Consider the following 20,482-nt stretch of genomic DNA (forward strand, 5'->3'; position numbering starts at 1 on the left):
GCAGCTCAGCGCCCGCGTGCTCGCGATCACGCCCGTGCACCGCTTCCGGCCCGTTCTGAATCGATACAGTAAAGCCATGAACACAGCCATGAACACAGCCATGGAGACCACCACCCGCCGGGTTCGCACCGCGATCGCCGGCCGCATGCAGGCCCGTCGCGCCCGGCGCAGCCTGGAGCGCGAGATCGCCGCCTACCGGACCCCGGCCGAGCGCCTCGAGCTGGACCTGATCCTGGGCCGGCACACCGAGGAGGAGATCGCCGAGATCGACGCCATCCTCCGCAACACCTAACCGAGCGCCGCGGCCGCCGCTTCCACCGTCGCGGCGATGGTGAAGACCTGGTCGAGGCCGGTGATGCGGAAGATGCGCGCGACCCGCTCGTCGGCGCACACGACGGCGAACCCGCCGCCGGCCTCGCGGGCCCGGTTGTGCGCGCCGATCAGCACGCCCAGCGACACCGAGTCCATGAAGGTGACAGCGGCCAGGTCGACCACGAGCGAGGGCCGCGCGTCGAGCGCGGCGGTGATCGCCTCCCGCAGCTCGGGCGCGTTGCCGACGTCGAGCTCGCCCTCCGCGCGCACGACGCCGTGCCCGCCCGCCGTGCCGATCGTGAACGCCACGGCGTAGACGGTAGCGGCTCGCTGACGGCCCGTGGCCCCGGGGTCCGGCCTGGTCCGGGTACGTGATCGCGCTGCTGCTGCGGATGCCCGCCGAGGGCCTCGCCGCCGCGCACTACGTCACGCCCCTGCTGGTCGCGGTCGGCGCGTCGATGGTGCTCAACATCGCCGCCGTGACGGTCGCCGCCGGCGCCGCGCCGAAGGACGTGCAGGCCCTCGACGAGCGGGACCGGGCGATCGGCCGGCTCGGCGAGTACGTCGGCTTCTACGTCATGAGCATCGCCGCGCTCGTCCCGCTGGTGCTGGCGATGCGCGAGGCCCCGTACTTCTGGATCGCCAACTCCCTCTACCTGGCGTTCGTGCTCGCGGCCCTGGCGTCGGCGGCCGTGAAGATCGTCGCGTACCGGCGGGGGATGTAGGCGTGGGCAAGCCGACCCGCGTCACGAACTCGATCCGCGCGCTGCGCTTCGCCCACGGGGAGATGACCCAGGCGGAGCTGGCCGAGCGCATCGGGGTCACGCGGCAGACCGTCAACGCCATCGAGCAGGGCAAGTACTCCCCCACGCTCGAGGCGGCCTTCCAGATCGCGCGGGCGTTCGGCGTCCCGCTCGAGGCAGTGTTCCACTACCCGCAGGAGGAGGAGTCATGAGGGCGATCGTGCGGCAGCGCTACGGCGACCCGCTCGAGATCCGCGAGGCCCCCACCCCGGCGCCCGGCCCCGCGGGGTGCTCGTCGAGGTCCGCGCGGCCGGCGTCGACCAGGGCGTGTGGCACGTGGCGACCGGGCTGCCCTACGCCGTGCGGGCCGCCGGCTTCGGCCTGCGCCGCCCCCGCCAGCCGATCCTGGGCCTGGACCTCGCGGGCGTGGTCGCCGCCGTCGGGCCGGAGGTGACCGGGCTGCGCGTCGGCGACGAGGTGTTCGGCACCGGCGACGGCACCTACGCGGAGCTGGCCGTCTCCACCGAGCAGCAACTGGCCCGCAAGCCGGAGCCGGTCTCGTTCGCGCAGGCGGCGACGGTCGCCGGGTCCGGGGTCGCCGCGCTGCAGGGCCTGCGCGACGCGGGGCGCCTGCGCTCGGGCCAGCGCGTGCTGATCCTGGGCGCGGGCGGCGGGGTGGGGTCGTTCGCGGTACAGATCGCGCGCATCCTCGGCGCCGAGATCACCGGGGTGTGCTCGGCCGCGAAGGCGGACCTGGTCCACTCCCTCGGCGCGGCGCACGTCATCGACTACGCGACCGGCGAGCCCACCGGCCGCTGGGACCTCATCCTCGACACCGGCGGCGGCCGGACCCTGCGCGCGCTGCGGCACCTGCTGACCCCGGCGGGCACGCTGGTGATCGTCGGCGGTGAGGTGGGCGGCAAGTGGCTGCAGGGCACCGACCGGCAGCTGCGCGCGGGCCTGCTCAACGGCTTCACCCGCCAGCACCTGACCGGCCTGCTGTCGAAGGCGACCGCGCCGCGGCTGGAGACGCTCGCCGCCTGGATGGCCTCCGGCGCCCTGACACCGGTCGTCGACCGCACGTTTCCCTTCGCCGAGGCCGCCTCGGCGCTGGACTACCTGCGGGCCGGGCACCCGCGCGGCAAGGTCGCGCTCACGCTCTGAGCCGCGGCGTGCCACTTCCGCCCGTTCGCACGAAGGCGACGAGACCGTCCACATCGATCCGGTACGGCGGATCGCCCGCATACGCCGCGATCCGCAGCGCCGCCCGGTCCAGCAGCCGGGCGGCGCCGTCCGCGTTGCCGCGCCGGGCGTGCGTGAGCCCGACGGCGAGCTGGGCGAGCCCGCGCCACAGCTCGCGCTCGGCCTCCGGGGCCGACTTCCAGGCGGCCTCGAGGACCTCGTGGGCGTGGAACGGCCGCCCCTCGTCCAGCAGCCGCTGCGCCCGCTCGAGCGCCTCCTCGGGCGTGACCTCGAGATCGTCGGGCATCGTCGGCACGCCCACCGCCCCGCGGGGCAGCGGCCGCCCGAGCTCGTCCCGCGGCCGCTGGTTGCGCGCCCGGCCTTCGACGTCTCGATCGCGCTCCATGCTCCCCAGCGTATTTCACGGTTTTCCGTGACGGTGGTTCCGCTCGATGTCGGGCATGATGGACCGCGTGACGCAATGGGAATATGCGCGACTGGAGTACCGTGCGGCCGGCACGCTGGGCACGGACAAGTTCGAGGACTGGGACGCCGTCTTCCACCACCCGGGCGGCGTGCAACGGTGGGGCACCGACGAGCGCTTCAATGACCTGCGCCACCTCAACCGCGCCGGCGCGGACGGCTGGCAGGCGTATGACCGCGCCGCGATGATCATCGGCCAGCCGCACCGCCTCCACGCGGTGACCTACTCCCTGCGCCGCCCCATAGAGCGCTGACGTTCAGCCCCTCCCAGCCGGGTCACAGCCTCCTGCCACGCCCGCCGGAGCCGTCGTGGAAAGACTTCCACACATTCGGCGACACGAGGAGGGCAAGGTGCGACGACCCACGATCCTGCGCCGCGCGACCGGCCTGGCGGGCCTCTTGGCCGCGCTGGGCCTGGCGGGCTCCCTGGCCGCGGCGGGTGCCACGCATGCGGCCCGCCGCCCCGAGCTCCTCGCGGTGGCGACCCCGGCCCGGTCCGGCACGACGACCGCCGCGCTCCTGGACGACGGCTCCCCGCCCACGCAATGGCGCGTGTGGGGGATGCCGGCCAGCCCATCAACCCTGACGGATGCCTGACCCCGGGCCGCGGTGGGCGACAGGCCGAAAGGTCGATGGAGTCGGAATATGGACAGTCACGCGCATCAGCACCCGGGAGCCGGTACGCCTAGCCCGTACCCATCCGGATTCCGGGGAGGCTCCACCATGACCACACCCGCGCAGCCCGAACCCGAGCCCGAACTCCAGCCCCAGGCGCCCGTGCAGGACCCGATGCCGGGGCGGCCCGCGGTCGCGGCGCCGGCCGGGAGCGGCAAGCGCCGGCAGGTCACGATCCTGCTCTCGCTGGTCGTCCTGCTCGGCGTGCTGCTCGGCGCCGCCTGGTACTTCAACCGCGACGCGGCCATGAACGCCAACGTCGGGGACTGCCTGCACAACCCGGGCGACGACAAGCTCAAGATCGTGAAGTGCGACGACGCCGATGCGGACTACACCGTGCTCGGCAAGGTCTCCGGCAAGGAGCAGCGCGAGGCGACCGGCCCGTTCACGTCCGTCTGCGACCAGTGGCCGGACAGCACCACCACGTTCTGGCAGGGCGAGCAGGGCAAGAAGGGCGACGTCCTCTGCCTCAAGTCGACGAAGAAGTGACACCCGGGGGGGGTAACGGGTGGGCCGGGGACGATCCCCCGGCCCACAACCCTCAGTAGCCGGGGAAGACGGCGCGCAGGTCGTCCAGGCTGATGGGGCCGGTGACCGCGACCGACGACGTCGTGTAGGCGGGCTTGAGCCGGCCCGAGGCCAGCCGCAGCCAGGCCTCCAGCGTCAGCGTCAGCGTGCCGTCCGGCGTGGCCGGGGCGGCGCCCAGGGAGACCGGGTCGCCCAGGTGCAGGCCGAGGGTCTCGCCGGTGTCGGTGAGCTGGACGAGCAGGTCCGCGGTGCGCCCGTCGAGGTTGGCCGGCTTGGCGATCCAGCCGAACAGCCCCTCGACCCGGTCGCTGATGAGCGCGGCCGCCTCGGGCGCGAGCTCCGCCGCCGGGTCGAGGCCCGCGCGCACGTCCCAGTCGTGGTAGCCGAACTCGGTCAGCCGCAGCAGCGCCGAGGTGGCCACGTCGACCGGCTCCGGCATCCAGCCGATGTCGACCTTGTGCGACTCGCGCTGCTCGGCCGTGAGCGCCTCGTAGGCCTCGACCAGGCGCTGGTTCGCGACCGGGAACGCGGCCTGGCGCTCCTGCGGGGTCATGCCGTCCCAGCGCGCCCAGACGCCCTTGTTGAACTCGAACTCGGGGGCGGGCCGGCCCTCGAGCGAGGCCTGCACGGCCTCCAGGTTGATCTCGGCGCCGCTGCCCAGGTGGCTCACGACCTGTGACACGTCCCACTCGTCGGCCGCCGACGGGCCGGTCAGCTGCTCCGCCGACAGGCCCGCGACCAGAGCGGAGAGGTCGTCGTGGCCCTTGCGGAGTGCGGCGATCGCCTGATCTGCCCGACTACTCATGAAACCCCCAAAGAATCCGGAACCCGAGAAACTTGAAGCATAAACAAGATCTGGAATCTTGCGTCACCCGCAACATCAGGTAGCTTCGCCTGATGAACACGGGGGCCGAACTTGGTGAACAGCAGCGCACCACGCGGTTAAGGCCCCGAGCCTGGACCGAACTGCTGCTGGTGCTGGGGTTGTTCCTCGCCTACAAGGTCGGCCGCCTCGCCGTCGACGGGCGCGTCGGGGCCGCCTACAGCGACGCCAACCTGATCTGGCAGCTCGAACGCGTGCTGCGCCTGCCGGACGAGGCCGACGTCCAGCACGTGCTGCTCAGCGCCGAGGCCCTGGTCCGGGCCGCCAACGTGTTCTACGCCGTCGTGCACTTCCCCGCCACGATCGCGTTTCTGATCTTCATCTACTGGTTCCGCCCCGAACACTACCTTCGCTTCCGCCGCATCCTCGCGTGGCTCACCGCGGCCGGGCTCGTCATCCACTTCGCGTTCCCGCTCGCCCCGCCGCGGATGCTCGGCGGCCTCGGGCTCGTCGACACCGCCGCCGTGTACGGCCCGAGCGTCTACGGCCCGCCCCAGACCGACACGCTCAGCAACCAGTACGCGGCGATGCCGAGCCTGCACGTCGGCTGGGCCCTGGTCGTGGCCGCCGGGCTCATCCACGCCACCACCTCGAAGTGGCGCTGGCTCTGGCTCGCCCACCCCGTCCTCACGATGCTCGTCGTCGCCGGCACCGCCAACCACTACTGGCTCGACGGCATCATCGCCGCCGTCCTCGTCGGCATCCTCCTCATGGCCACCAGCCGGCAGGAGCACGCTTCCCCGCACGTACCCGTGCAGGTCGGCCCCTCGCAGGCCGAGCAGCGGGAACGCGTCCAAGGCACAAAGCTGACATCACAACAATGATCCGTGCGGTATAGAAGGTCGTGTGGATTGGAACCTGCGCACCTGCGCGCGCCGCGGGCACATCACCTACGCCCCGACCGAGGACTCGTTCCGGGAGAAGCTGCACACCCCCACCCCGGTCGGCCCCGCCTGGCGGTGCCTGCGCTGCGGTGACTTCGTCATCGGCGAGCCGCACCAGAGCGGACCGGCCGAGCGCGCCCCCATCGTGCTGCGCGGGCGGGCCTTGCGCGACGCGCTGATCCTGCGCCTGCTCTCCCTCGAGCGGTTCATCAAGGGCCTGCTCTGCCTCGCCGCCGCCTACGGCGTGTTCCACTTCCGCAGCCACCGCGACGGCGTCGAGCGGGCCTTCAACGAGGACCTGCCGCTGCTCAAGCCGTTCATGGACAAGGTCGGCTGGAAGTTCGAGGACTCCGCGATGATCCACACCATCCGGACCGTCATCGAGGCCGAGGCCAAGACCCTCCTGTGGGTCGCGGCCGGGCTCGGCCTCTACGGCACGCTCCAGCTCATCGAGGGCGTCGGCCTGTGGATGCTCAAGCGCTGGGGCGAGTACTTCGCCGTCGTCGCCACCTCCCTCGGCCTGCCCATCGAGATCTACGAGCTCACCGAGAAGATCACGTTCACCCGCGTCGGGGCGCTCGTCATCAACATCGTCGCGGTGCTGTACATCCTGCTGTCCAAGCGCCTCTTCGGGCTGCGCGGCGGCAAGGCGGCCCACGAGGCCGAGCGGCACGAGACCAGCTTCCTCGAGGTCGAGCTCGCCGCGAACGAGCCCACGCTGCCGAAGGGCCTGCGCATCCCCAAGGCACCCGTAGGCGTCCGGTAGGCGAACAAACTGCCACTGGCGGGACACGCACACGAGTCGTATAGTTGAGAGCGAGACCGGCATCTTCCCCCGTGGATGCCGGTCTTCTTATTGTCCGCGCCGCATGACTCGCCGGCTCAGGTGACGTTCTTCCGGATCGTGCGGATCGCGTTGAGGTTGTGCTCGCGCGCGCACGACTCCAGGACCGCCGAGTCGTCCTCGCCCCGCTCCAGCCGCTCCAGCAGCTCGTCGTGCTCCTCGACCGCCGCCGCCACCCGCAGCGCCGGGTACAGCGTCACCAGCACCCGCGACGCGTCGATACGGTCCCAGATCCCGTCCAGGGACTCGATCACGTACCGGTTGCCGCAGCAGCGGTACAGCGCCCGATGGAACCGGCGATGCAGCGCCATCACCAGCGCGTGGTCGAGCTGCCCGGCCGAGGCCACCTCGCGCAGCTGCCCGTTGAACGCGCGCGCCTCGGCCAGGTCCTCCGGCGACACCCGCGGCGCCGCGGCCGCGAACGCGAACCCGTCCAGCAGCGCCAGCATCTCGACGAGCTGCTCCCACTCGTCGTCCTGCAGCGTCGCCACCCGCGCGCCCACGTTGCGCTCGAACGCCACCAGGCCCTCCGCCTCCAGGCGGCGGATCGCCTCGCGCACCGGCACCGGGGAGATGTCGAGCTCCCGCGCCAGGGTGCTGAGCACCAGCCGCCGGCCCGGGCCGAGCCGGCCGTCGATGATGCGCTCGCGAATCTCGCGGTACGCGAGCTCGTGCTTGGACGGCTCCGGGTGCACCACGCGCCACTTCCCACTCTTGACAGGGGCCCGACGGGGTATCGATCATATACGATAATCGTATATGATCGATGTGCGCCGTCTGCGGTCCGGCCGGAGAACGGGGGCGGCCGGACCGCCGACGGCGCTCGATCAGGATCACGAGGCAGTCATCGTAAGGCCCAGCTCCCGGGCGGACACCTCGCGCATCTCGACCTTGCGGACCTTGCCCGTGACGGTCATCGGGAACGCATCGACGATCTTGACGTACCGCGGAATCTTGTAGTGCGCGAGCCGCCCGGCGCAGTAGGCCCGCACGGCCTCGGCGGTCAGCGGCCCGGCCCCCTCGCGCAGGCGCACCCAGGCCATCAGCTCCTCGCCGAACCGCTCGTCCGGCACGCCGATCACCTGCACGTCGACGATGTCCGGATGGCCGTAGAGGAACTCCTCGACCTCGCGCGGGTACACGTTCTCGCCCCCGCGGATCACGAGGTCCTTGATGCGCCCGACGATGTTGACGTAGCCCTCCTCGTCCATCGTCGCCAGGTCGCCGGTGTGCATCCACCGGGCCGCGTCCACGGCCTCGGCGGTGGCGTCGGGCTGGTTCCAGTAGCCCAGCATCACGCTGTACCCCCGCGTGCACAGCTCCCCCGCCTCGCCCCGCGGCACCACCAGCCCGGTCTGCGGGTCGATGATCTTGACCTCGAGGTGCGGCCCGACCCGCCCGACGGTCGACACGCGCCGCTCCAGGTCGTCGTCGCGGGCCGTCTGGGTCGACACCGGGGAGGTCTCGGTCATGCCGTAGCAGATCGTCACCCCGGTCATGCCCATGTCGGCGATGACCCGCTGCATCACGTGCACCGGGCACGGCGAGCCGGCCATGACGCCGGTGCGCAGCGTCGAGAGGTCGTAGGCGGCGAAGCCGGGCAGCGCCAGCTCGGCGATGAACATCGTCGGCACGCCGTAGAGGACCGTGCAGCGCTCCTGCTGGACCGCGGCCAGGGTCTGCGCCGGATCGAAGGCCCGCGCCGGGATGACCATGCAGCTGCCGTGCGTGGTCGCGCCGAGGTTGCCCATCACCATGCCGAAGCAGTGGTAGAACGGCACCGGCAGGCAGACCCGGTCGGCCTCCGTCCAGCCCTGCGTCTCGGCCACGAAGTAGCCGTTGTTCAGGATGTTGTGGTGCGACAGCGTGGCGCCCTTCGGGAAGCCCGTCGTGCCCGAGGTGTACTGGATGTTGATCGGGTCGTCGAAGGCCAGGGTCGCCTCCCGCTCCCGCAGCGCGGACTCGGGCGCCTGGTCCCGGCCGAGCGCGGCCCAGTCGCCGGAGCCGATGAAGATCACGTCGGCGAGGGCGGGGCGCACCTCGGTGACCATCGCGCGGTAGTCCGAGGTCTTCAGGCGCTCGGCCGAGACCAGCAGGCCCACGCCCGACTGCTCGAGCACGTAGGCGAGCTCGTGCGTGCGGTACGCCGGGTTGATGTTCACCAGGATCGCGCCGATCTTGGCGGTGGCGTACTGCAGGATCGTCCACTCGGGACAGTTGGGCGCCCAGATGCCGACCCGGTCGCCCTTGGCGATCCCGCGCGCGAGCAGCCCCCGCGCCACCGCCTCGACCTCGGCGAGGAACTCGCGGTAGGTCCAGCGCCGGCCGGTGGGGACGTCGACGAGGGCGTCGGCACCGGGCACGCGGGCGGCGGTCCGGTCGAGGTTGGCGCCGATGGTCTCGCCCAGCATCGGCCCGTCGGCGGCCCCGACGGAGTACGACAACAGTGTCATGCGCCGACGATGCCACCACCATGCGCAAAAAGCACCGGGGAACCTAAGCTGAAGAGGATGGGCGATACGGAGCTCAGCCGCGACCTGGCGGCGGTGGACTGGGCCGCGACTCCGCTCGGGCCGCCCGAGTCGTGGCCGGCGAGCCTGCGCTCCGCGCTGCGCATCATGCTCGGCTCGCGCTTCGCGATGTGGATGGCGTGGGGGCCGGAGCTCACCTTCCTGTGCAACGACGCCTACCGGCGCGACACGCTCGGCAAGAAGTACCCGTGGGCGCTCGGGCGGCCGGCGCGCGAGGTGTGGGCCGAGGTCTGGGACGAGGCCGGCCCGCGCATCCGGACCGTGCTGGAGACCGGCCGGGCCACCTGGGACGAGGGGCTGCGGCTGCTGCTCGGGCGCAGCGGCTTCACCGAGGAGACCTACCACACCTTCTCCTACAGCCCGCTCACCGACGACGACGGGGCCGTCGCCGGGATGCTGTGCGTGGGCACCGAGACCACCGAGCGGGTCGTCGCCGAGCGGCGCATGGCCACCCTGCGCGACCTCGGCGCCGGGCTCGACGCGGCGGCGGGCGAGGCGCAGCTGCTCGCGGCCGTCGAGCGCGGCCTGTCCGGGCGGCCCGACGATCTGCCCTTCACGCTGCTGTACCTCCACGACGGCGACCACCCCGTGCTCGCCGCGAAGACCGGCGTCCCCGACGGCCACCCCTGCACCGACCCCGCGATGTGGCCGGGGGCGGACGCGGGCCCGGTCACCGCCGGCGGGCTGGACGGGCTGCCCGCCGGCACGTGGGACGAGCCGCCGGCCGCGGCGCGGATCGTGCCGCTGCCCCGGCCGGATGGCGGGCGGCCGCTGGGCTTTCTGGTCGCGGGCCTCAACCGGTACCGGCCGTTCGACGCCGCCTACGCGGGCTTCGTCGACCTCGCCGCCGGGGCGATCGCGGCCCGCCTGGGCACCGCCCGCGCGTTCGCGTCCGAGCGCGGCCGCGCCGAGGCCCTCGCCGAGCTCGACCGGGCCAAGACCGCGTTCTTCACCAACGTCAGCCACGAGTTCCGCACGCCGCTGACCCTGCTGCTGGGCCCGGCCGACGACGCCCTCGCCGACCAGGCCGAGCCGCTGCCGCCGGGCCAGCGGGGCCGGGTCGAGGTGGTGCGGCGCAACGCCGAGCGGCTGCTGAGGCTCGTCAACACGCTGCTGGACTTCTCGCAGCTGGAGTCCGGGCGGCTCGAGCCGCACCGCGAGGCGCTGGACCTGGCCCGGCTCACCGCGGAGCTGGCCGGCATGTTCGCGCCCGCCGCCGAGCGGGCCGGGCTGCGCCTGGAGGTCGACTGCCCGCCGCTGCCGCGGACCGTCTTCGCCGACCGCGACATGTGGGCCAAGATCGTGCTCAACCTGCTGTCGAACGCGGTGAAGTACACCTTCACCGGCGGCGTCACGGTCCGGCTCGCCCCGGCCGGGGACGAGCACGTGGAGCTGGCCGTCACCGACACCGGCGTCGGCATCGACCCCGCCCACCAGGCCCGGCTCTTCGAGCGCTTCCACCGGGTGCCGGGGGCCCGGGCCCGCACGCACGAGGGCTCCGGGATCGGGCTCGCGCTGGTCGCCGAGCTGGCCGCGTTGCACGGCGGCGCGGCCGGCGTACGCAGCCGGCCCGGCGAGGGCTCGACCTTCACGGTCCGCATCCCCGTCGGGTCCGGCCCGGCGCTGCCGTCGCAGATCTCACCGGTACCGGCGGTCCACGGCTACGTCGCGGACGTCGAGCGCTGGGTCGGCGCCCCCGCGACCGCCCCGCCCGCGAGCCCCGACCCGGCCGCGTCCCGCGTGCTCGTGGTCGACGACAACGCGGACATGCGCGACTACATCCGCCGCATCCTCGGCGCCGACTACCAGGTGCTGGAGGCGGGCGACGGGGTGCAGGCGCTGCAGCTCGTGCGCGCCGACCCGCCCGATCTCGTGCTCACCGACGTGATGATGCCCGGCCTCGACGGGTTCGGCCTCATCGAGGCCGTGCGCGCGGGCGGCCCCGGGCACCTGCCGGTGATCGTGCTCTCGGCCCGGGCCGGGGACGAGGCCACCGTCGAGGGCCTCGACGCCGGCGCCGACGACTACCTCGTCAAGCCGTTCAGCCCGCGGGAGCTGCGGGCGCGGGTGCGGGCCAACCTGGAGTACGACCGCATCCGCCGCACCCGCGACGAGCTGCAGCGCAACCGGGAGCTGCTGGACCAGGCCCAGCGCCTGGCCGCCGTCGGCTCGTGGGAGCTGGACCTGGCCACCGGCGACATCCGCGGCTCCGACGAGTTCCTGCGCCAGTTCGCGGTCACCCCCGAGGAGCTGCTCGACGAGCACGGGCGGCAGCTCATCAACGGGCGGGTGCACCCCGACGACCGCGCGCGGGTCGACGAGGCGATCGAGGCCGCCGTCGAGGGCGCGCCGCTGGACTACGAGTCGCGGGTGCAGATGGGCGACGGCACCGAGCGCATCTTCCGCACCCGAGGCGAGCTCGACCGCGACGCCGCCGGGCACCCGATCCGGCTGCGCGGCTCCAACCAGGACATCACCGAGCAGCGCAAGGCCGAGCGGGCCGTCGCCGCCGCGGCCGCCGCGCAGGAGGCCGCGGCCCGCGAGCACCGCATCGCCGACCAGCTCCAGCGCAGCCTCCTGCCGCCGGTGACCCTGGCCCCCGAGCACCTGGAACTCGCGGCCTACTACCGCCCGGGCGTCGCCGGGACGCAGGTCGGCGGGGACTGGTACGACGTCATCGAGCTCGGCGCCGACCGGACCGCCCTGGTGATGGGCGACGTGATGGGCCGGGGCGTGCCCGCCGCCGCCGTCATGGGCCAGCTGCGCGCCGCGGTCCGCGCCTACGCCCGGCTCGACCTGCCGCCGGCGGACGTGCTGGAGTACCTCGACGGGGTCGTGCGGGACCTGCGCGAGGACCAGATCGTCACCTGTGTCTACGCCGTCTACGACCCGGGCGAGCGCAGCCTGACCTACGCCAACGCCGGCCACCTGCCCCCGCTGCTGCTCCTGCCCGGGGCGGCGCCGCGCCCGCTGACCTCGTCCGGTCCCCCGCTCGGCACCGGCCCGCTGACCCTCACCGAGGAGCGCCTGGAGCTGCCGGTCGGGGCGCTGCTCACGCTCTACACCGACGGCCTGGTCGAGCACCGCGACCGCGACCTCGACGCGGGCATCTTCGCCCTGGCCGCGCTCGTCGGCGAGCTCGACGGCCCGCTCGCCGACGCCCCCGACCGGCTCGTGAGCCGGCTGCTGCCGGACGGCCCCGACGACGACATCGCGCTGCTCATGACCCGGATCGTCGGCGAGCCGGGCGAGGAGCAGTCGGTGATCCGGCACATCCCGGCCCACGAGCGCGCAGTCCGCGACGCCCGGCGCCTGGTCGACTCGACGCTGCGCCGCTGGGACGCGCCGCCGCGGGTCGTCGACGACCTGGTCCTGGTCGTGAGCGAGCTGGCCGCGAACGCGGTCCTGCACGGCCGCCCGCCGATCCAGCTGCGGCTGCGCCGCACCCAGACGCACGTGGTGCTGGAGCTGCACGACACGGCGCCCTACCTGCCGCGCAAGCAGCGCCCCACCCCGGACGACGAGCACGGCCGCGGCCTGCAGCTCGTGGCGTCGCTGTGCGATCGCTGGGGCACCAGACCGACGTCCGACGGCAAGGCCGTGTGGTGCATGCGCTCGATCTAGCCGCCCTGGGAAACCCGACGGCGCAGGGCCGCCGCGACCTCGGGCGGCATCTCGTCCACCTCGTCCATGGTGCGGCCCGGGCGCAGGAAGTCGAACAGCAGCACGGTCCGCGGCCCCTCGGCGTAGTTCCAGGCCTCGTGCTCGGCGGTGTCGTCGAACACGAACGTCTCGCCCTCGCGCCAGGCCCGGGTCTCCCCGCCGACGCGCAGCCCGCACTCGCCGGGCGGCACGACGAGCCCGAGGTGCGCCCGGTAGACGGTGGTGACCCAGCCCTCGTGCGGCCGGATGTGGGTGCCGGGCACCAGCCGCGAGAACCCGGCGGTGGTGAGCCCCGGCACGCGCTCGAGCGCGGCGGCCGTGCGCGGGCAGCGGGCGAGGGCGTCCTCGATCCGCGTGCCGAAGGCGACGAGGGCGGACGTGCTCCAGCCCTGCCCGTACATCTCGCGCTGCACCCACGGCTCGAACGCGTCCTCGCCGAGCGCCGCGCACTCGTCGCGGATGTCCCGCCACGCCGCGCGCAGCTCCGCCAGGAACGGGTACGGCCCCTCGTCGACGAACATGACGGTCAGTGTGGCACCGCGCCGCCGCCGCGAGGGGCCGCCGGTTCTCAGGGCGCGTAGAGCCCGCGACGGGCCGCGACGAAGGACTCGACCGTCATCGGGGGCGAGCCCGTCAGCCGGGCCACGTCCGTCGTCAGGCGGTCGTAGCGGTCCTCGCGGTGCAGCCGCGCCATGGTGGCGATGTGCTCCCGGGTGTGCGCCGGCAGCCCCGACGGCGCCAGGACCTCGGCCTCCCAGCGGTCCGGGTCCGCGGCCACGTAGGTGATCTCGCGGCCCAGCGCGCGGGAGAACGCCGCCGCCACCTCCGGCATCGACAGCACGTGGGGACCGGTCAGCTCGTAGACGCGGCCGATGTGCGGGGCCGGGTCGCGCAGGATCGCGGCCGCGACCCGGGCGACGTCGGCCACGGCGATCGGGGAGGTGCGGCCCGTGCCGAACGGCAGCTCGAGCGTGCCGCGCGCCCGGATCGAGGCGGCCGCGAGCGTCATGAACAGCGGGTTGTCCAGGAACGCGGTCGGGCGCAGGTGTACCACCGGCAGCCCCGACCAGTCCAGGACGCGCTCGGCGAGCCAGTGCAGCCGCTGCTGGCGCGACTGGTCGGTGCTCGTCGCGGTCATCTGCGACACCGTCATCTGCGACAGGCCGACGAGCGCGCGAAGGCCGCCCCGGTCGCGGGCCACGCTCGCCACGACCGCCGTCGCGAGCAGGTGGTCGGGCGAGACCGGCATCGAGAAGAACATCCCGTCCGCCCCGTCGAGGGCCTCGGCGACCGACTCGGGCCGGGTGAGGTCCCCGACCACGGCGTCGAAGTCCGCCGGGGCGGGGCGGTGCAGCAGGCCGCGCACGGGCACGCCGGCGGCGCTCAGGTCGGCGAGCACCGCGCGGCCGACGTCGCCGACCCCGGCGACCAGGACGAGGTTCACCGGCGGCGGCTACCCAGCGCGGCGCGCTTCAACCGCCCGTGCATGCGACCGGCGGTGCTACGCCTGGGGCGAACCCTCGCCGAGGTGGGCGAGGATGGCGGCCCGGGTCGGGCGGCGGTCCAGCTCCATGAACCGCTGGGGGCCCGCCACCGGCTCGAAGCCGCTGCGCCGGTACACCTCGTGGGCGTCGCGCGTGGCCAGCAGGAGCCGCAGCACGCCGGCCGCGGTGAACTCGTCGACCATGCTGTCCACGAGCCAGACGCCCAGCCCGCGGCCGCGGTACGCCGGGTCGACGTACACGTCGCAGATCCAGGCGAACGTGGCGCCGTCGGTGACCGCGCGGGCGAAGGCGACCTGGCGGCCTTCGTGCAGGACGGTGAAGGGCACCGAGCCGTCGATCGAGCGGGAGACCACGTCGAAGGCCCGGCCGGCGGCCCAGTACGAGTCCTCGCAGAGCCAGCGGTGCACGACCGCCCGGTCGACGCGGGCGGGGTCGGTGGTCAGCAGGTATCCGTCGCGTTCGCGTTCGCTCACGGGGTGACCGTACCGCCGCCACCGTCCCGGCCCGAGGGCCAAATCCGGATCAGCGGACCGGATCCCAGCCGTCCGCACCCGAGAGGTAGTCGGCGATCGTGGGCGCAACGGTCAGTTGCGGGCGGTCAGCACCCAGCAGGGCACCCGGACCGCGATTGTGGTACTCGCCGTAGCGGGCGTCGCGCCACGGCCAGGTGCCGAAGTCCGACCACGGCGCGGCGCCGATGTGCGCGCCGAGCACCGAGTCGCGGATCGTCACCTCCGCGACCGCGTTCGGGTCGTTGCTCGGGTGCCACGGCCGGCCCAGGAACACGCTGCCGGGCGGGCAGTCGGAGGTGAGCCGGCACCCGGTGAGCAGGAAGCCGTGCGGGTTCGACAGCGACGTGCTCGCGGCGGTGACGTAGCCGTTGTTCGTGGCCGAGCCGCGGTCGAGGGAGTGGATGCCGCAGCGGTCGAGCACGGCGGTGGCCCGGCCGAAGATGAAGTCGACATCGCCCTCGATCCAGCACTTGCGCAGGTAGACGCGGCTCACCACCGCGGCGTCGGGGCTGTTGAGGTAGAGCGTGTCCTGGTTGGCCAGGAACCGGACGTTGTCGAAGACGATCCGGTCGGCGCGGGTCAGCACCGCGACCGCCTGGCGGTTGGCGATCTCCGGGTGCGCGGCCTCGTCGAAGGTGTTGGCGAACGTGAGGTTGCGGGCGGAGAAGTCGCTGCCGGAGATGGTGACCGAGGCGCTGCCCGAGGTGCCCCAGGGCGTCCCGTCCGGCTTGAGGGTGCCGTTGGCGCGGTCGTCGCTGATGACGACGGCGCTCGGGTCGGGGCCCTGGCCGCGGAAGGTGATGAAGGGCTTGTCCGCGGGGATGACGACCTGGCCGTGGTACGTCCCGGGCCGGATCTTCACCGTGAACGGCCCGGTGTTCCCGGCGGGCACCGCGTCCACGGCGGCCTGGACGGTGCTCACGTCCCCGCTGCCGTCGGCGGCGACGGTGATGTGCGGGCCGGGCCAGGCCGACGCCGAGCGGGCCGTCGCGGTGGCGCCCGCGATGCCCGCCAGCGCGCCCGCGAGCAGGACGGATCTGCGACGCATGAGCCGAACCTCCCTAGGAATGCGCTTTCCTAAGCCACCCTAGGCACGGACCACGACCGCGGTCAATGACAACCTTGTTGCAGCCAGTTGCAGGTCATCGCCTGCACCCCGCGGCCGTCGACGTCGCCGAGCTTGCGGGCCAGGTAGTCGCGGGCGTAGGCGCTCGTCGGGATGCGAAACGGCGGGTCGGCGGCGGTGAGCGCGTCCACGATGACCGCGGCGACCTCGGCCGGGGTCTGGGCGCCCTCGACCGCGCCGGAGGCCACGAAGCGCCGGTACGCCGTGAAAGCTTCCGCGTAGGGCGGCTCGACCCGCACCGGGACCGGCTTGACGAACGCCGTGCCGAGCACCGCGGCCGGCTCGACCACGCACACCGTCACCCCGGCCGCGGCGGCCGTCGGCGCCAGGGCCTCGAGGTAGCCCTCGACGGCGAACTTCGCCGCGGAGTACGCCTCGTTGAACGGCTGGCCGATCGCGCCCCGGACGCTGCCGACGGTCACCACCCGCCCCCGGCTCGCGCGCAGCAGCGGCAGCGCCGCCTTCGTGACCGCGAGCACGCCGAAGAGGTTCACCTCCAGCACGGCCCGCACGGCCTCCAGCGACGCCTGCTCCAGGGTCCCGGGCGTGCCGGAGACCCCGGCGTTGTTCACGACCGCGTCGAGCCGGTCCAGGGCGCCGAGGCAGGCGTCGACCGAGGACTGGTCGGTGACGTCGAGCGGCACGACCCGGGTGCCGGGCAGCTCGACCGGCTCGCGCATGCCGGCGTGGACGGTCCAGCCGGCCGCGGCGAGGGCGAGCGCGGTGGCCCGGCCGATGCCGGTCGAGGCGCCGGTGACGAGGACGTCAGGCACGGGATCCCTCCTCCAGCATCGGCTGCACCGGGGCCAGGGGCAGGAACGCGGACAGCCCGATCACGGTGCCGCCGAGCATCGTGGCGGTGACCGCGGCCCGGATGTCCATCGAGTGCGCGAGCGCGGTGACGACGAGACCGCCGGCGAACGCGCTGAGCGGGATGACGCCCCAGGTGACGGTGCGGTAGGCGGCGTAGATGACGGCCTGGTCGGCGATCGGCATGCGGGCCTGGCGCACCGATTGGGAGCAGATGTTGTACCAGGCGAAGAAGAACATGTACGCGGCGAGCGTGGCCCCGAGCACCACCGCGGGCGGGCCGAACCCCATGGCGAGGATGCCCAGGCCGCAGGCCGAGTGCAGCGGCATCGCCCAGGCCATCATCCGGGCCGGCCCGGCCCGGCGGCTGACCGCGGGGGCGACCAGCGCACCGGCCACGGCCCCGGCCGCGCCGACGGTCATGACGGTGCCGAAGACGCCGACGCTCATGCCCCAGCCGCTGTACGCCAGCACGGGCAGCTGCGTGACGAAGACCGGCCCGCCGATGTTGGCCAGCAGCGTCCCCGCGGTGCAGCGGCGCAGCACGGGATCGCGCCAGTTGGCCCGGACCCCGACGAGCAGGCGCTCCCGCAGCGAGCCGGTCGGGCCGCCGAGGGCGCCGAGGGGGCGCAGCCGGCGGATGCAGGCGGCCGAGAACAGGTAGGTGGCCGCGTCGACGAGCAGCGAGGCGGCGCCGAGGAGCTGGTAGAGGCCGCTGCCGAGGGCCGGCCCGCTGACCTCGGCGGTCATCCGGCTCGTCTCCAGCCGCGCGTTGCCGGTGACGAGCCGGTCCCGCTCGACGAGGTGGGTGAGGGCGGGCACGTAGCCGATGTTGAAGAACACCGTGGCCGCGCTGATGACCACGACGCACACGAAGAGCATCGGCACCGACAGCACGCCTTGCCAGTAGGCGATCGGGATGACCGCGACCGCGGCGCAGCGCAGCAGGTCGCACACGATGAGCAGGCGGCGCAGGTCCCACCGGTCCACCAGCACCCCGGCGACGAGGCTCAGCACCGGGATGGCCAGGTACTGCGCCGTGGAGACGAGCCCGACCTGCAGCGGCGAGGCGTGCATGGCGAAGATGAGCAGCGCCGGCACCACGAACAGGGTGACGCGGTCGCCGGCGTTGCTCACCGTCTGCCCGGCCCACAGCAGGTTGAACTGGCGGCCGAGCGAGCGCCCGGTCTTCGGCGCGACCGTGGTCATGAGGCCGGGCGGCGCACGAGGTTGGGGACCTTGCCGGTGCGCTCGTTGCCCACGAGGGCCTCGACCACGCTCACCTCGAGCGCGTCGGCGTTGCGCTGGAACACGATGGACGGGCCGAACGCCGAGCCGAGCAGGTGTCCGCGGACGTCCTCGGCGAGGCCGGCCTCCGGCCTTCCGTTCGGCAGCACCAGCACCTCCAGCACGCTGCCGCGGTCGGTGAACTCCTTGACGACCAGCTGGGCCCGCGCGACGCCCGCCACGGTGCCGACGTCGCGGACCAGGTCGTCGACGTTGACGAGGTGCCCGCGGAACTTGATGAGCCCGTCGCGGCGGCCGAGCACCTGGAAGGCCCGCCCCTCCCGGCCGCACGGGCAGGCGACCATGCGGCCGGCGTCGCCGGTGCGGTAGCGCAGCACCGGGTTGAGCCCCGCGGGGTTGAGCGTGGTGAAGTCGAGCATCTCGTCGTCGCCGGCGCAGACGAGCTGCGAGGGCAGCGGGTGCCAGGTGTCGGCCGGGCAGTCCGGCGTGTTGGTGCCCACGACCCACGTCTCGGTGCTGCCGAACATCCCCCACCGGCGGGCGTTGGGCGCGACGGCGGCCAGGTCCTCGTCCAGCTGCTCGTTCCAGGCCTCGCCGAGGTAGAGCACGGCGCGCAGGTCCGGCAGCTTGACCCCGGCGTCGCGGGCGTGGCCGAAGATGAGCCGCAGCACGCTCGGGGTGCCGCCGAACGCGGTGACCCGGCGCGCGGCGAAGAAGCGCAGCCACGGGTCGTACTCGTCGCGGCTCATCGCGCCCAGGTTCATCGCGGTGCAGTGCACGTGGTCGGTGAAGGCGTTGACGAGGAAGTGCGCGCCCCACATCTTGCCCGCGCTCCAGCCGTTGACGAAGACGTCACCGGGGCCGATCGGCTGCCACTGCTCGTACACCTCCCGCATGTAGAGGCCCGTCGGGGCGTAGCCGACCTGGGGCGCGCCGGTGCTGCCGCCGCTCTGGAACACCCACGTGGTGGCGTGCTCGGCGCGGGGCTCGAGGTGCGCGAGCGCGGCCTGCAGGTCGTCCTTGAACATGTGCGGTACGGCGGCCAGATCCTCCAATGTGGAGGGTTCGGCGACGCCGTCGTAGCGGGCGGCCAGCCCCGGCATCGAGCGCAGCGCGGCGAACAGGTGCCGGACCCGGGCGACCCCGTCGGCGTCGAGGGTGTCGTGGGTGAACTCAGGCATGGCGGGCTTCCCTCCAGGCGGCGTGCGCCCGGCGGTACGCACCGAACCGGGCGGCGATGAGGTCGTGCTGGACACCGGCGTCGGGGTTGCCGGCCGCGCCGTCGGTCTCGATCTCCGACAGCCAGTAGCGGGTGCCGTCGTGGAGGAAGTCGACGCAGAAGTACGGCGTCGGGATCCTCGCCACGAACCAGTCCACAGTGGACGCCAGCTCGTCCGGCAGGTCCACGAAGCGCATGCTGCCGCCGCGGCTGCCGCTGGAGCAGGGGGCGTCGCCCTGCGGGATCCGGGCCAGCACGGCCTGCACACGGCCCTCGACGACGTAGAGGCGGTAGTCGGTGGTGCCCGCCCCGAGGTAGGGCTGGGCCACGAGCGTCGTCTCGCCGCCCTGGGCGAGGCTGAGCAGCCCGCGCACGTCCTCCTCGCCGCGGGCCAGGTTGACGCCCCAGCCCGACGCCCACCCGGCCGGCTTGACGATCGCCGGGTAGGTCAGGTCCGCCAGCGCCGGCTCGTAGAGCCGCTGCTGGATGTCGCGGCCGCAGCCGATGCGCACGGTGGGGATGGGCGGGATCGGCGCGCCGGCCAGGAACAGGTTCGTGGCGAGCTTGTCGTTGACGACCGCCGACAGCCACGGCGGGATCGGCAGGTAGAAGCCGGCGTGCTCCAGCACCGCGTAGACGGCGTACTGGTTGAACACGTCCATGGTGTGGTACGGCAGCGAGTACAGCGCCGTGATGAAGGCGGTCTCGTCCGGGTCCACCAGCTCGCCGTCGACGAACACGCGGGGCCGGGCGGGGTCCAGCCCGTCGACCGCGATCGCGTCCGGCGCGTGGATCGTGAACGACATCCCCAGCTCCGCGGCGACCTTCTGGTAGGCGTCCCAGAAGACGCGCCGCCACATGGCGCCCTGCCGGGCCGACTCCCGGTCCGGAAACACCCAGCAGATCCGTTGCAGCGTCTCGCTCATCGGGCTCCCCTCGTCCTCACCGTCGCGCTCTGGCCGCGGAACTCGGCGACGACTTCGCCGCCGTGGCGGACCGTGACGTCGTACACCCCGCAGGCGCCCGTCATCGCGCGCTCGACGGCCTCGGCGACCAGCTCGGCGCCGATCGGCACCGGTCGCAGGAAGGTGATCTGCGCGGCCTGCGCGAGCGCCACGCGGCCCTGGTTGCAGGCGTGGGCGAACGCGGTGTCGGCGAGCAGGAACAGGTAGCCGCCGTGCGCGATCCCGTGCAGGTTGGACATGGCGTCGGTGACCCGCATCCGGGCCTTGGCCCGGCCGGGACCGACGTCGTCGACCTCGATGCCGTTGTCGACCTCGATGCCTCTGGTCATGCCAGGCAGGCTGGCAGAAGGCGCTGCAAATCCGCTGCGA

Annotated in this window: 24 protein-coding genes; 10 read left to right on the forward strand and 14 right to left on the reverse strand. The window is 73.4% G+C overall.

Annotated elements, in window-relative coordinates; genetic code table 11:
- Positions 1–76 precede the first annotated feature (76 nt).
- The gene (locus ABT369_RS07195; protein ID WP_350610809.1) at positions 77–292 is read left to right on the forward strand and encodes a hypothetical protein; all 216 of its coding nucleotides are present in this window, start codon (positions 77–79) and stop codon (positions 290–292) included.
- Here ABT369_RS07195 and ABT369_RS07200 read toward each other — a convergent pair.
- The gene (locus ABT369_RS07200) at positions 289–621 is read right to left on the reverse strand and encodes an STAS domain-containing protein (protein WP_350610810.1); all 333 of its coding nucleotides are present in this window, start codon (positions 619–621) and stop codon (positions 289–291) included. The genes ABT369_RS07195 and ABT369_RS07200 overlap by 4 nt on opposite strands.
- A gap of 62 nt (positions 622–683) precedes the next feature.
- Here ABT369_RS07200 and ABT369_RS07205 point away from each other — a divergent pair, with 62 nt between their 5' ends.
- The 3 genes from ABT369_RS07205 (at position 684) to ABT369_RS07215 (ending at position 2,219) form a co-directional block, all read left to right on the forward strand.
- Positions 684–1,037, forward strand: coding sequence for a hypothetical protein (locus tag ABT369_RS07205; RefSeq protein WP_350610811.1), 354 nt, complete (start codon positions 684–686; stop codon positions 1,035–1,037).
- 2 nt (positions 1,038–1,039) lie between these two features.
- Positions 1,040–1,267 carry a helix-turn-helix transcriptional regulator gene (locus tag ABT369_RS07210; RefSeq protein WP_350610812.1) on the forward strand — a complete coding sequence of 76 codons (228 nt, stop codon included), beginning with the start codon at positions 1,040–1,042 and terminating at the stop codon, positions 1,265–1,267.
- 76 nt (positions 1,268–1,343) lie between these two features.
- Entirely contained in the window at positions 1,344–2,219 is an 876-nt protein-coding gene (locus tag ABT369_RS07215; RefSeq protein WP_350610813.1) for an NAD(P)-dependent alcohol dehydrogenase, read from the forward strand.
- On the opposite strand, the gene ABT369_RS07220 is transcribed toward ABT369_RS07215, so the two are convergent.
- Positions 2,209–2,643 (reverse strand): DUF309 domain-containing protein, encoded by a 435-nt coding sequence (locus ABT369_RS07220; protein ID WP_350610814.1) that lies wholly within the window; start codon positions 2,641–2,643, stop codon positions 2,209–2,211. The two genes, ABT369_RS07215 and ABT369_RS07220, sit on opposite strands and share 11 nt — an antisense overlap.
- Positions 2,644–2,710: 67 nt before the next feature.
- Between ABT369_RS07220 and ABT369_RS07225 the strand changes: the two genes are divergently transcribed.
- The 3 genes from ABT369_RS07225 (at position 2,711) to ABT369_RS07235 (ending at position 3,884) form a co-directional block, all read left to right on the forward strand.
- Positions 2,711–2,974, forward strand: coding sequence for a hypothetical protein (locus ABT369_RS07225; RefSeq protein WP_350610815.1), 264 nt, complete (start codon positions 2,711–2,713; stop codon positions 2,972–2,974).
- A 97-nt stretch (positions 2,975–3,071) separates the two neighbouring features.
- Positions 3,072–3,317 carry a hypothetical protein gene (locus ABT369_RS07230; RefSeq protein ID WP_350610816.1) on the forward strand — a complete coding sequence of 82 codons (246 nt, stop codon included), beginning with the start codon at positions 3,072–3,074 and terminating at the stop codon, positions 3,315–3,317.
- 126 nt (positions 3,318–3,443) lie between these two features.
- Positions 3,444–3,884, forward strand: a complete 441-nt coding sequence (locus ABT369_RS07235; protein ID WP_350610817.1) for an LppU/SCO3897 family protein — start codon at positions 3,444–3,446, stop codon at positions 3,882–3,884.
- A 52-nt stretch (positions 3,885–3,936) separates the two neighbouring features.
- Here the strand turns inward: ABT369_RS07235 and ABT369_RS07240 are convergent, their stop codons facing one another.
- Positions 3,937–4,728 carry a maleylpyruvate isomerase family mycothiol-dependent enzyme gene (locus ABT369_RS07240; RefSeq protein ID WP_350610818.1) on the reverse strand — a complete coding sequence of 264 codons (792 nt, stop codon included), beginning with the start codon at positions 4,726–4,728 and terminating at the stop codon, positions 3,937–3,939.
- 92 nt (positions 4,729–4,820) lie between these two features.
- On the opposite strand from ABT369_RS07240, the gene ABT369_RS07245 reads away from it, so the two are divergent.
- Both ABT369_RS07245 and ABT369_RS07250 read left to right on the forward strand, forming a co-directional pair.
- Entirely contained in the window at positions 4,821–5,630 is an 810-nt protein-coding gene (locus ABT369_RS07245) for a phosphatase PAP2 family protein (RefSeq protein ID WP_350610819.1), read from the forward strand.
- A gap of 22 nt (positions 5,631–5,652) precedes the next feature.
- Positions 5,653–6,456, forward strand: coding sequence for a DUF2127 domain-containing protein (locus tag ABT369_RS07250; protein WP_350610820.1), 804 nt, complete (start codon positions 5,653–5,655; stop codon positions 6,454–6,456).
- Between the two features lie 116 nt (positions 6,457–6,572).
- Here ABT369_RS07250 and ABT369_RS07255 read toward each other — a convergent pair whose 3' ends face one another.
- The gene (locus ABT369_RS07255) at positions 6,573–7,232 is read right to left on the reverse strand and encodes a GntR family transcriptional regulator (RefSeq protein ID WP_350610821.1); all 660 of its coding nucleotides are present in this window, start codon (positions 7,230–7,232) and stop codon (positions 6,573–6,575) included.
- A gap of 135 nt (positions 7,233–7,367) precedes the next feature.
- Positions 7,368–8,987, reverse strand: a complete 1,620-nt coding sequence (locus tag ABT369_RS07260) for an AMP-binding protein (RefSeq protein WP_350610822.1) — start codon at positions 8,985–8,987, stop codon at positions 7,368–7,370.
- A 57-nt stretch (positions 8,988–9,044) separates the two neighbouring features.
- Between ABT369_RS07260 and ABT369_RS07265 the strand changes: the two genes are divergently transcribed.
- Positions 9,045–12,689: a SpoIIE family protein phosphatase gene (locus ABT369_RS07265; RefSeq protein ID WP_350610823.1), complete on the forward strand. Its 3,645-nt coding sequence runs from the start codon at positions 9,045–9,047 to the stop codon at positions 12,687–12,689.
- Here the strand turns inward: ABT369_RS07265 and ABT369_RS07270 are convergent.
- The 9 genes from ABT369_RS07270 to paaI all read right to left on the reverse strand — a co-directional run bounded on the left by ABT369_RS07270 (position 12,686) and on the right by paaI (position 20,442).
- Positions 12,686–13,249, reverse strand: a complete 564-nt coding sequence (locus tag ABT369_RS07270; protein ID WP_350610824.1) for an aspartyl/asparaginyl beta-hydroxylase domain-containing protein — start codon at positions 13,247–13,249, stop codon at positions 12,686–12,688. The genes ABT369_RS07265 and ABT369_RS07270 overlap by 4 nt on opposite strands.
- Before the next feature lie 47 nt (positions 13,250–13,296).
- A complete protein-coding gene (locus ABT369_RS07275; protein WP_350610825.1) occupies positions 13,297–14,172 on the reverse strand; it encodes an NAD(P)H-binding protein in 876 nt (291 codons plus the stop codon).
- A gap of 57 nt (positions 14,173–14,229) precedes the next feature.
- A complete protein-coding gene (locus tag ABT369_RS07280; RefSeq protein WP_350610826.1) occupies positions 14,230–14,706 on the reverse strand; it encodes a GNAT family N-acetyltransferase in 477 nt (158 codons plus the stop codon).
- Between the two features lie 49 nt (positions 14,707–14,755).
- Positions 14,756–15,793, reverse strand: coding sequence for a pectinesterase family protein (locus ABT369_RS07285; protein ID WP_350610827.1), 1,038 nt, complete (start codon positions 15,791–15,793; stop codon positions 14,756–14,758).
- A gap of 62 nt (positions 15,794–15,855) precedes the next feature.
- Entirely contained in the window at positions 15,856–16,644 is a 789-nt protein-coding gene (locus tag ABT369_RS07290; protein WP_350610828.1) for an SDR family NAD(P)-dependent oxidoreductase, read from the reverse strand.
- Complete coding sequence (locus ABT369_RS07295) at positions 16,637–17,890, reverse strand: MFS transporter (protein WP_350610829.1); 1,254 nt, start codon at positions 17,888–17,890, stop codon at positions 16,637–16,639. Before ABT369_RS07295 ends, ABT369_RS07290 begins: the two co-directional genes overlap by 8 nt.
- A complete protein-coding gene (locus ABT369_RS07300) occupies positions 17,887–19,110 on the reverse strand; it encodes an AMP-binding protein (protein ID WP_350610830.1) in 1,224 nt (407 codons plus the stop codon). The genes ABT369_RS07295 and ABT369_RS07300 overlap by 4 nt, the downstream gene beginning before the upstream one ends.
- Positions 19,103–20,074: an ATP-grasp domain-containing protein gene (locus ABT369_RS07305; RefSeq protein WP_350610831.1), complete on the reverse strand. Its 972-nt coding sequence runs from the start codon at positions 20,072–20,074 to the stop codon at positions 19,103–19,105. The genes ABT369_RS07300 and ABT369_RS07305 overlap by 8 nt, the downstream gene beginning before the upstream one ends.
- A complete protein-coding gene (paaI, locus tag ABT369_RS07310) occupies positions 20,071–20,442 on the reverse strand; it encodes a hydroxyphenylacetyl-CoA thioesterase PaaI (protein WP_350610832.1) in 372 nt (123 codons plus the stop codon). Before paaI ends, ABT369_RS07305 begins: the two co-directional genes overlap by 4 nt.
- Positions 20,443–20,482 lie beyond the last annotated feature (40 nt).

Origin of the sequence: Dactylosporangium sp. NPDC000244 (assembly GCF_040300725.1) — a bacterium.
Taxonomy (GTDB): Bacteria; Actinomycetota; Actinomycetes; order Mycobacteriales; family Micromonosporaceae; genus Dactylosporangium.

Bases quoted from the DNA above. Each gene is read 5' to 3' on its own strand.
- ABT369_RS07265 (WP_350610823.1), top strand. From the start codon at position 9,045: ATGGGCGATACGGAGCTCAGCCGCGACCTGGCGGCGGTGGACTGGGCC.
- ABT369_RS07260 (WP_350610822.1), bottom strand. From the start codon at position 8,987: ATGACACTGTTGTCGTACTCCGTCGGGGCCGCCGACGGGCCGATGCTG.
- ABT369_RS07295 (WP_350610829.1), bottom strand. From the start codon at position 17,890: ATGACCACGGTCGCGCCGAAGACCGGGCGCTCGCTCGGCCGCCAGTTC.
- ABT369_RS07300 (WP_350610830.1), bottom strand. From the start codon at position 19,110: ATGCCTGAGTTCACCCACGACACCCTCGACGCCGACGGGGTCGCCCGG.
- ABT369_RS07270 (WP_350610824.1), bottom strand. From the start codon at position 13,249: ATGTTCGTCGACGAGGGGCCGTACCCGTTCCTGGCGGAGCTGCGCGCG.
- ABT369_RS07305 (WP_350610831.1), bottom strand. From the start codon at position 20,074: ATGAGCGAGACGCTGCAACGGATCTGCTGGGTGTTTCCGGACCGGGAG.
- ABT369_RS07285 (WP_350610827.1), bottom strand. From the start codon at position 15,793: ATGCGTCGCAGATCCGTCCTGCTCGCGGGCGCGCTGGCGGGCATCGCG.
- ABT369_RS07220 (WP_350610814.1), bottom strand. From the start codon at position 2,643: ATGGAGCGCGATCGAGACGTCGAAGGCCGGGCGCGCAACCAGCGGCCG.
- ABT369_RS07240 (WP_350610818.1), bottom strand. From the start codon at position 4,728: ATGAGTAGTCGGGCAGATCAGGCGATCGCCGCACTCCGCAAGGGCCAC.
- ABT369_RS07235 (WP_350610817.1), top strand. From the start codon at position 3,444: ATGACCACACCCGCGCAGCCCGAACCCGAGCCCGAACTCCAGCCCCAG.
- paaI (WP_350610832.1), bottom strand. From the start codon at position 20,442: ATGACCAGAGGCATCGAGGTCGACAACGGCATCGAGGTCGACGACGTC.
- ABT369_RS07195 (WP_350610809.1), top strand. From the start codon at position 77: ATGAACACAGCCATGAACACAGCCATGGAGACCACCACCCGCCGGGTT.
- ABT369_RS07245 (WP_350610819.1), top strand. From the start codon at position 4,821: ATGAACACGGGGGCCGAACTTGGTGAACAGCAGCGCACCACGCGGTTA.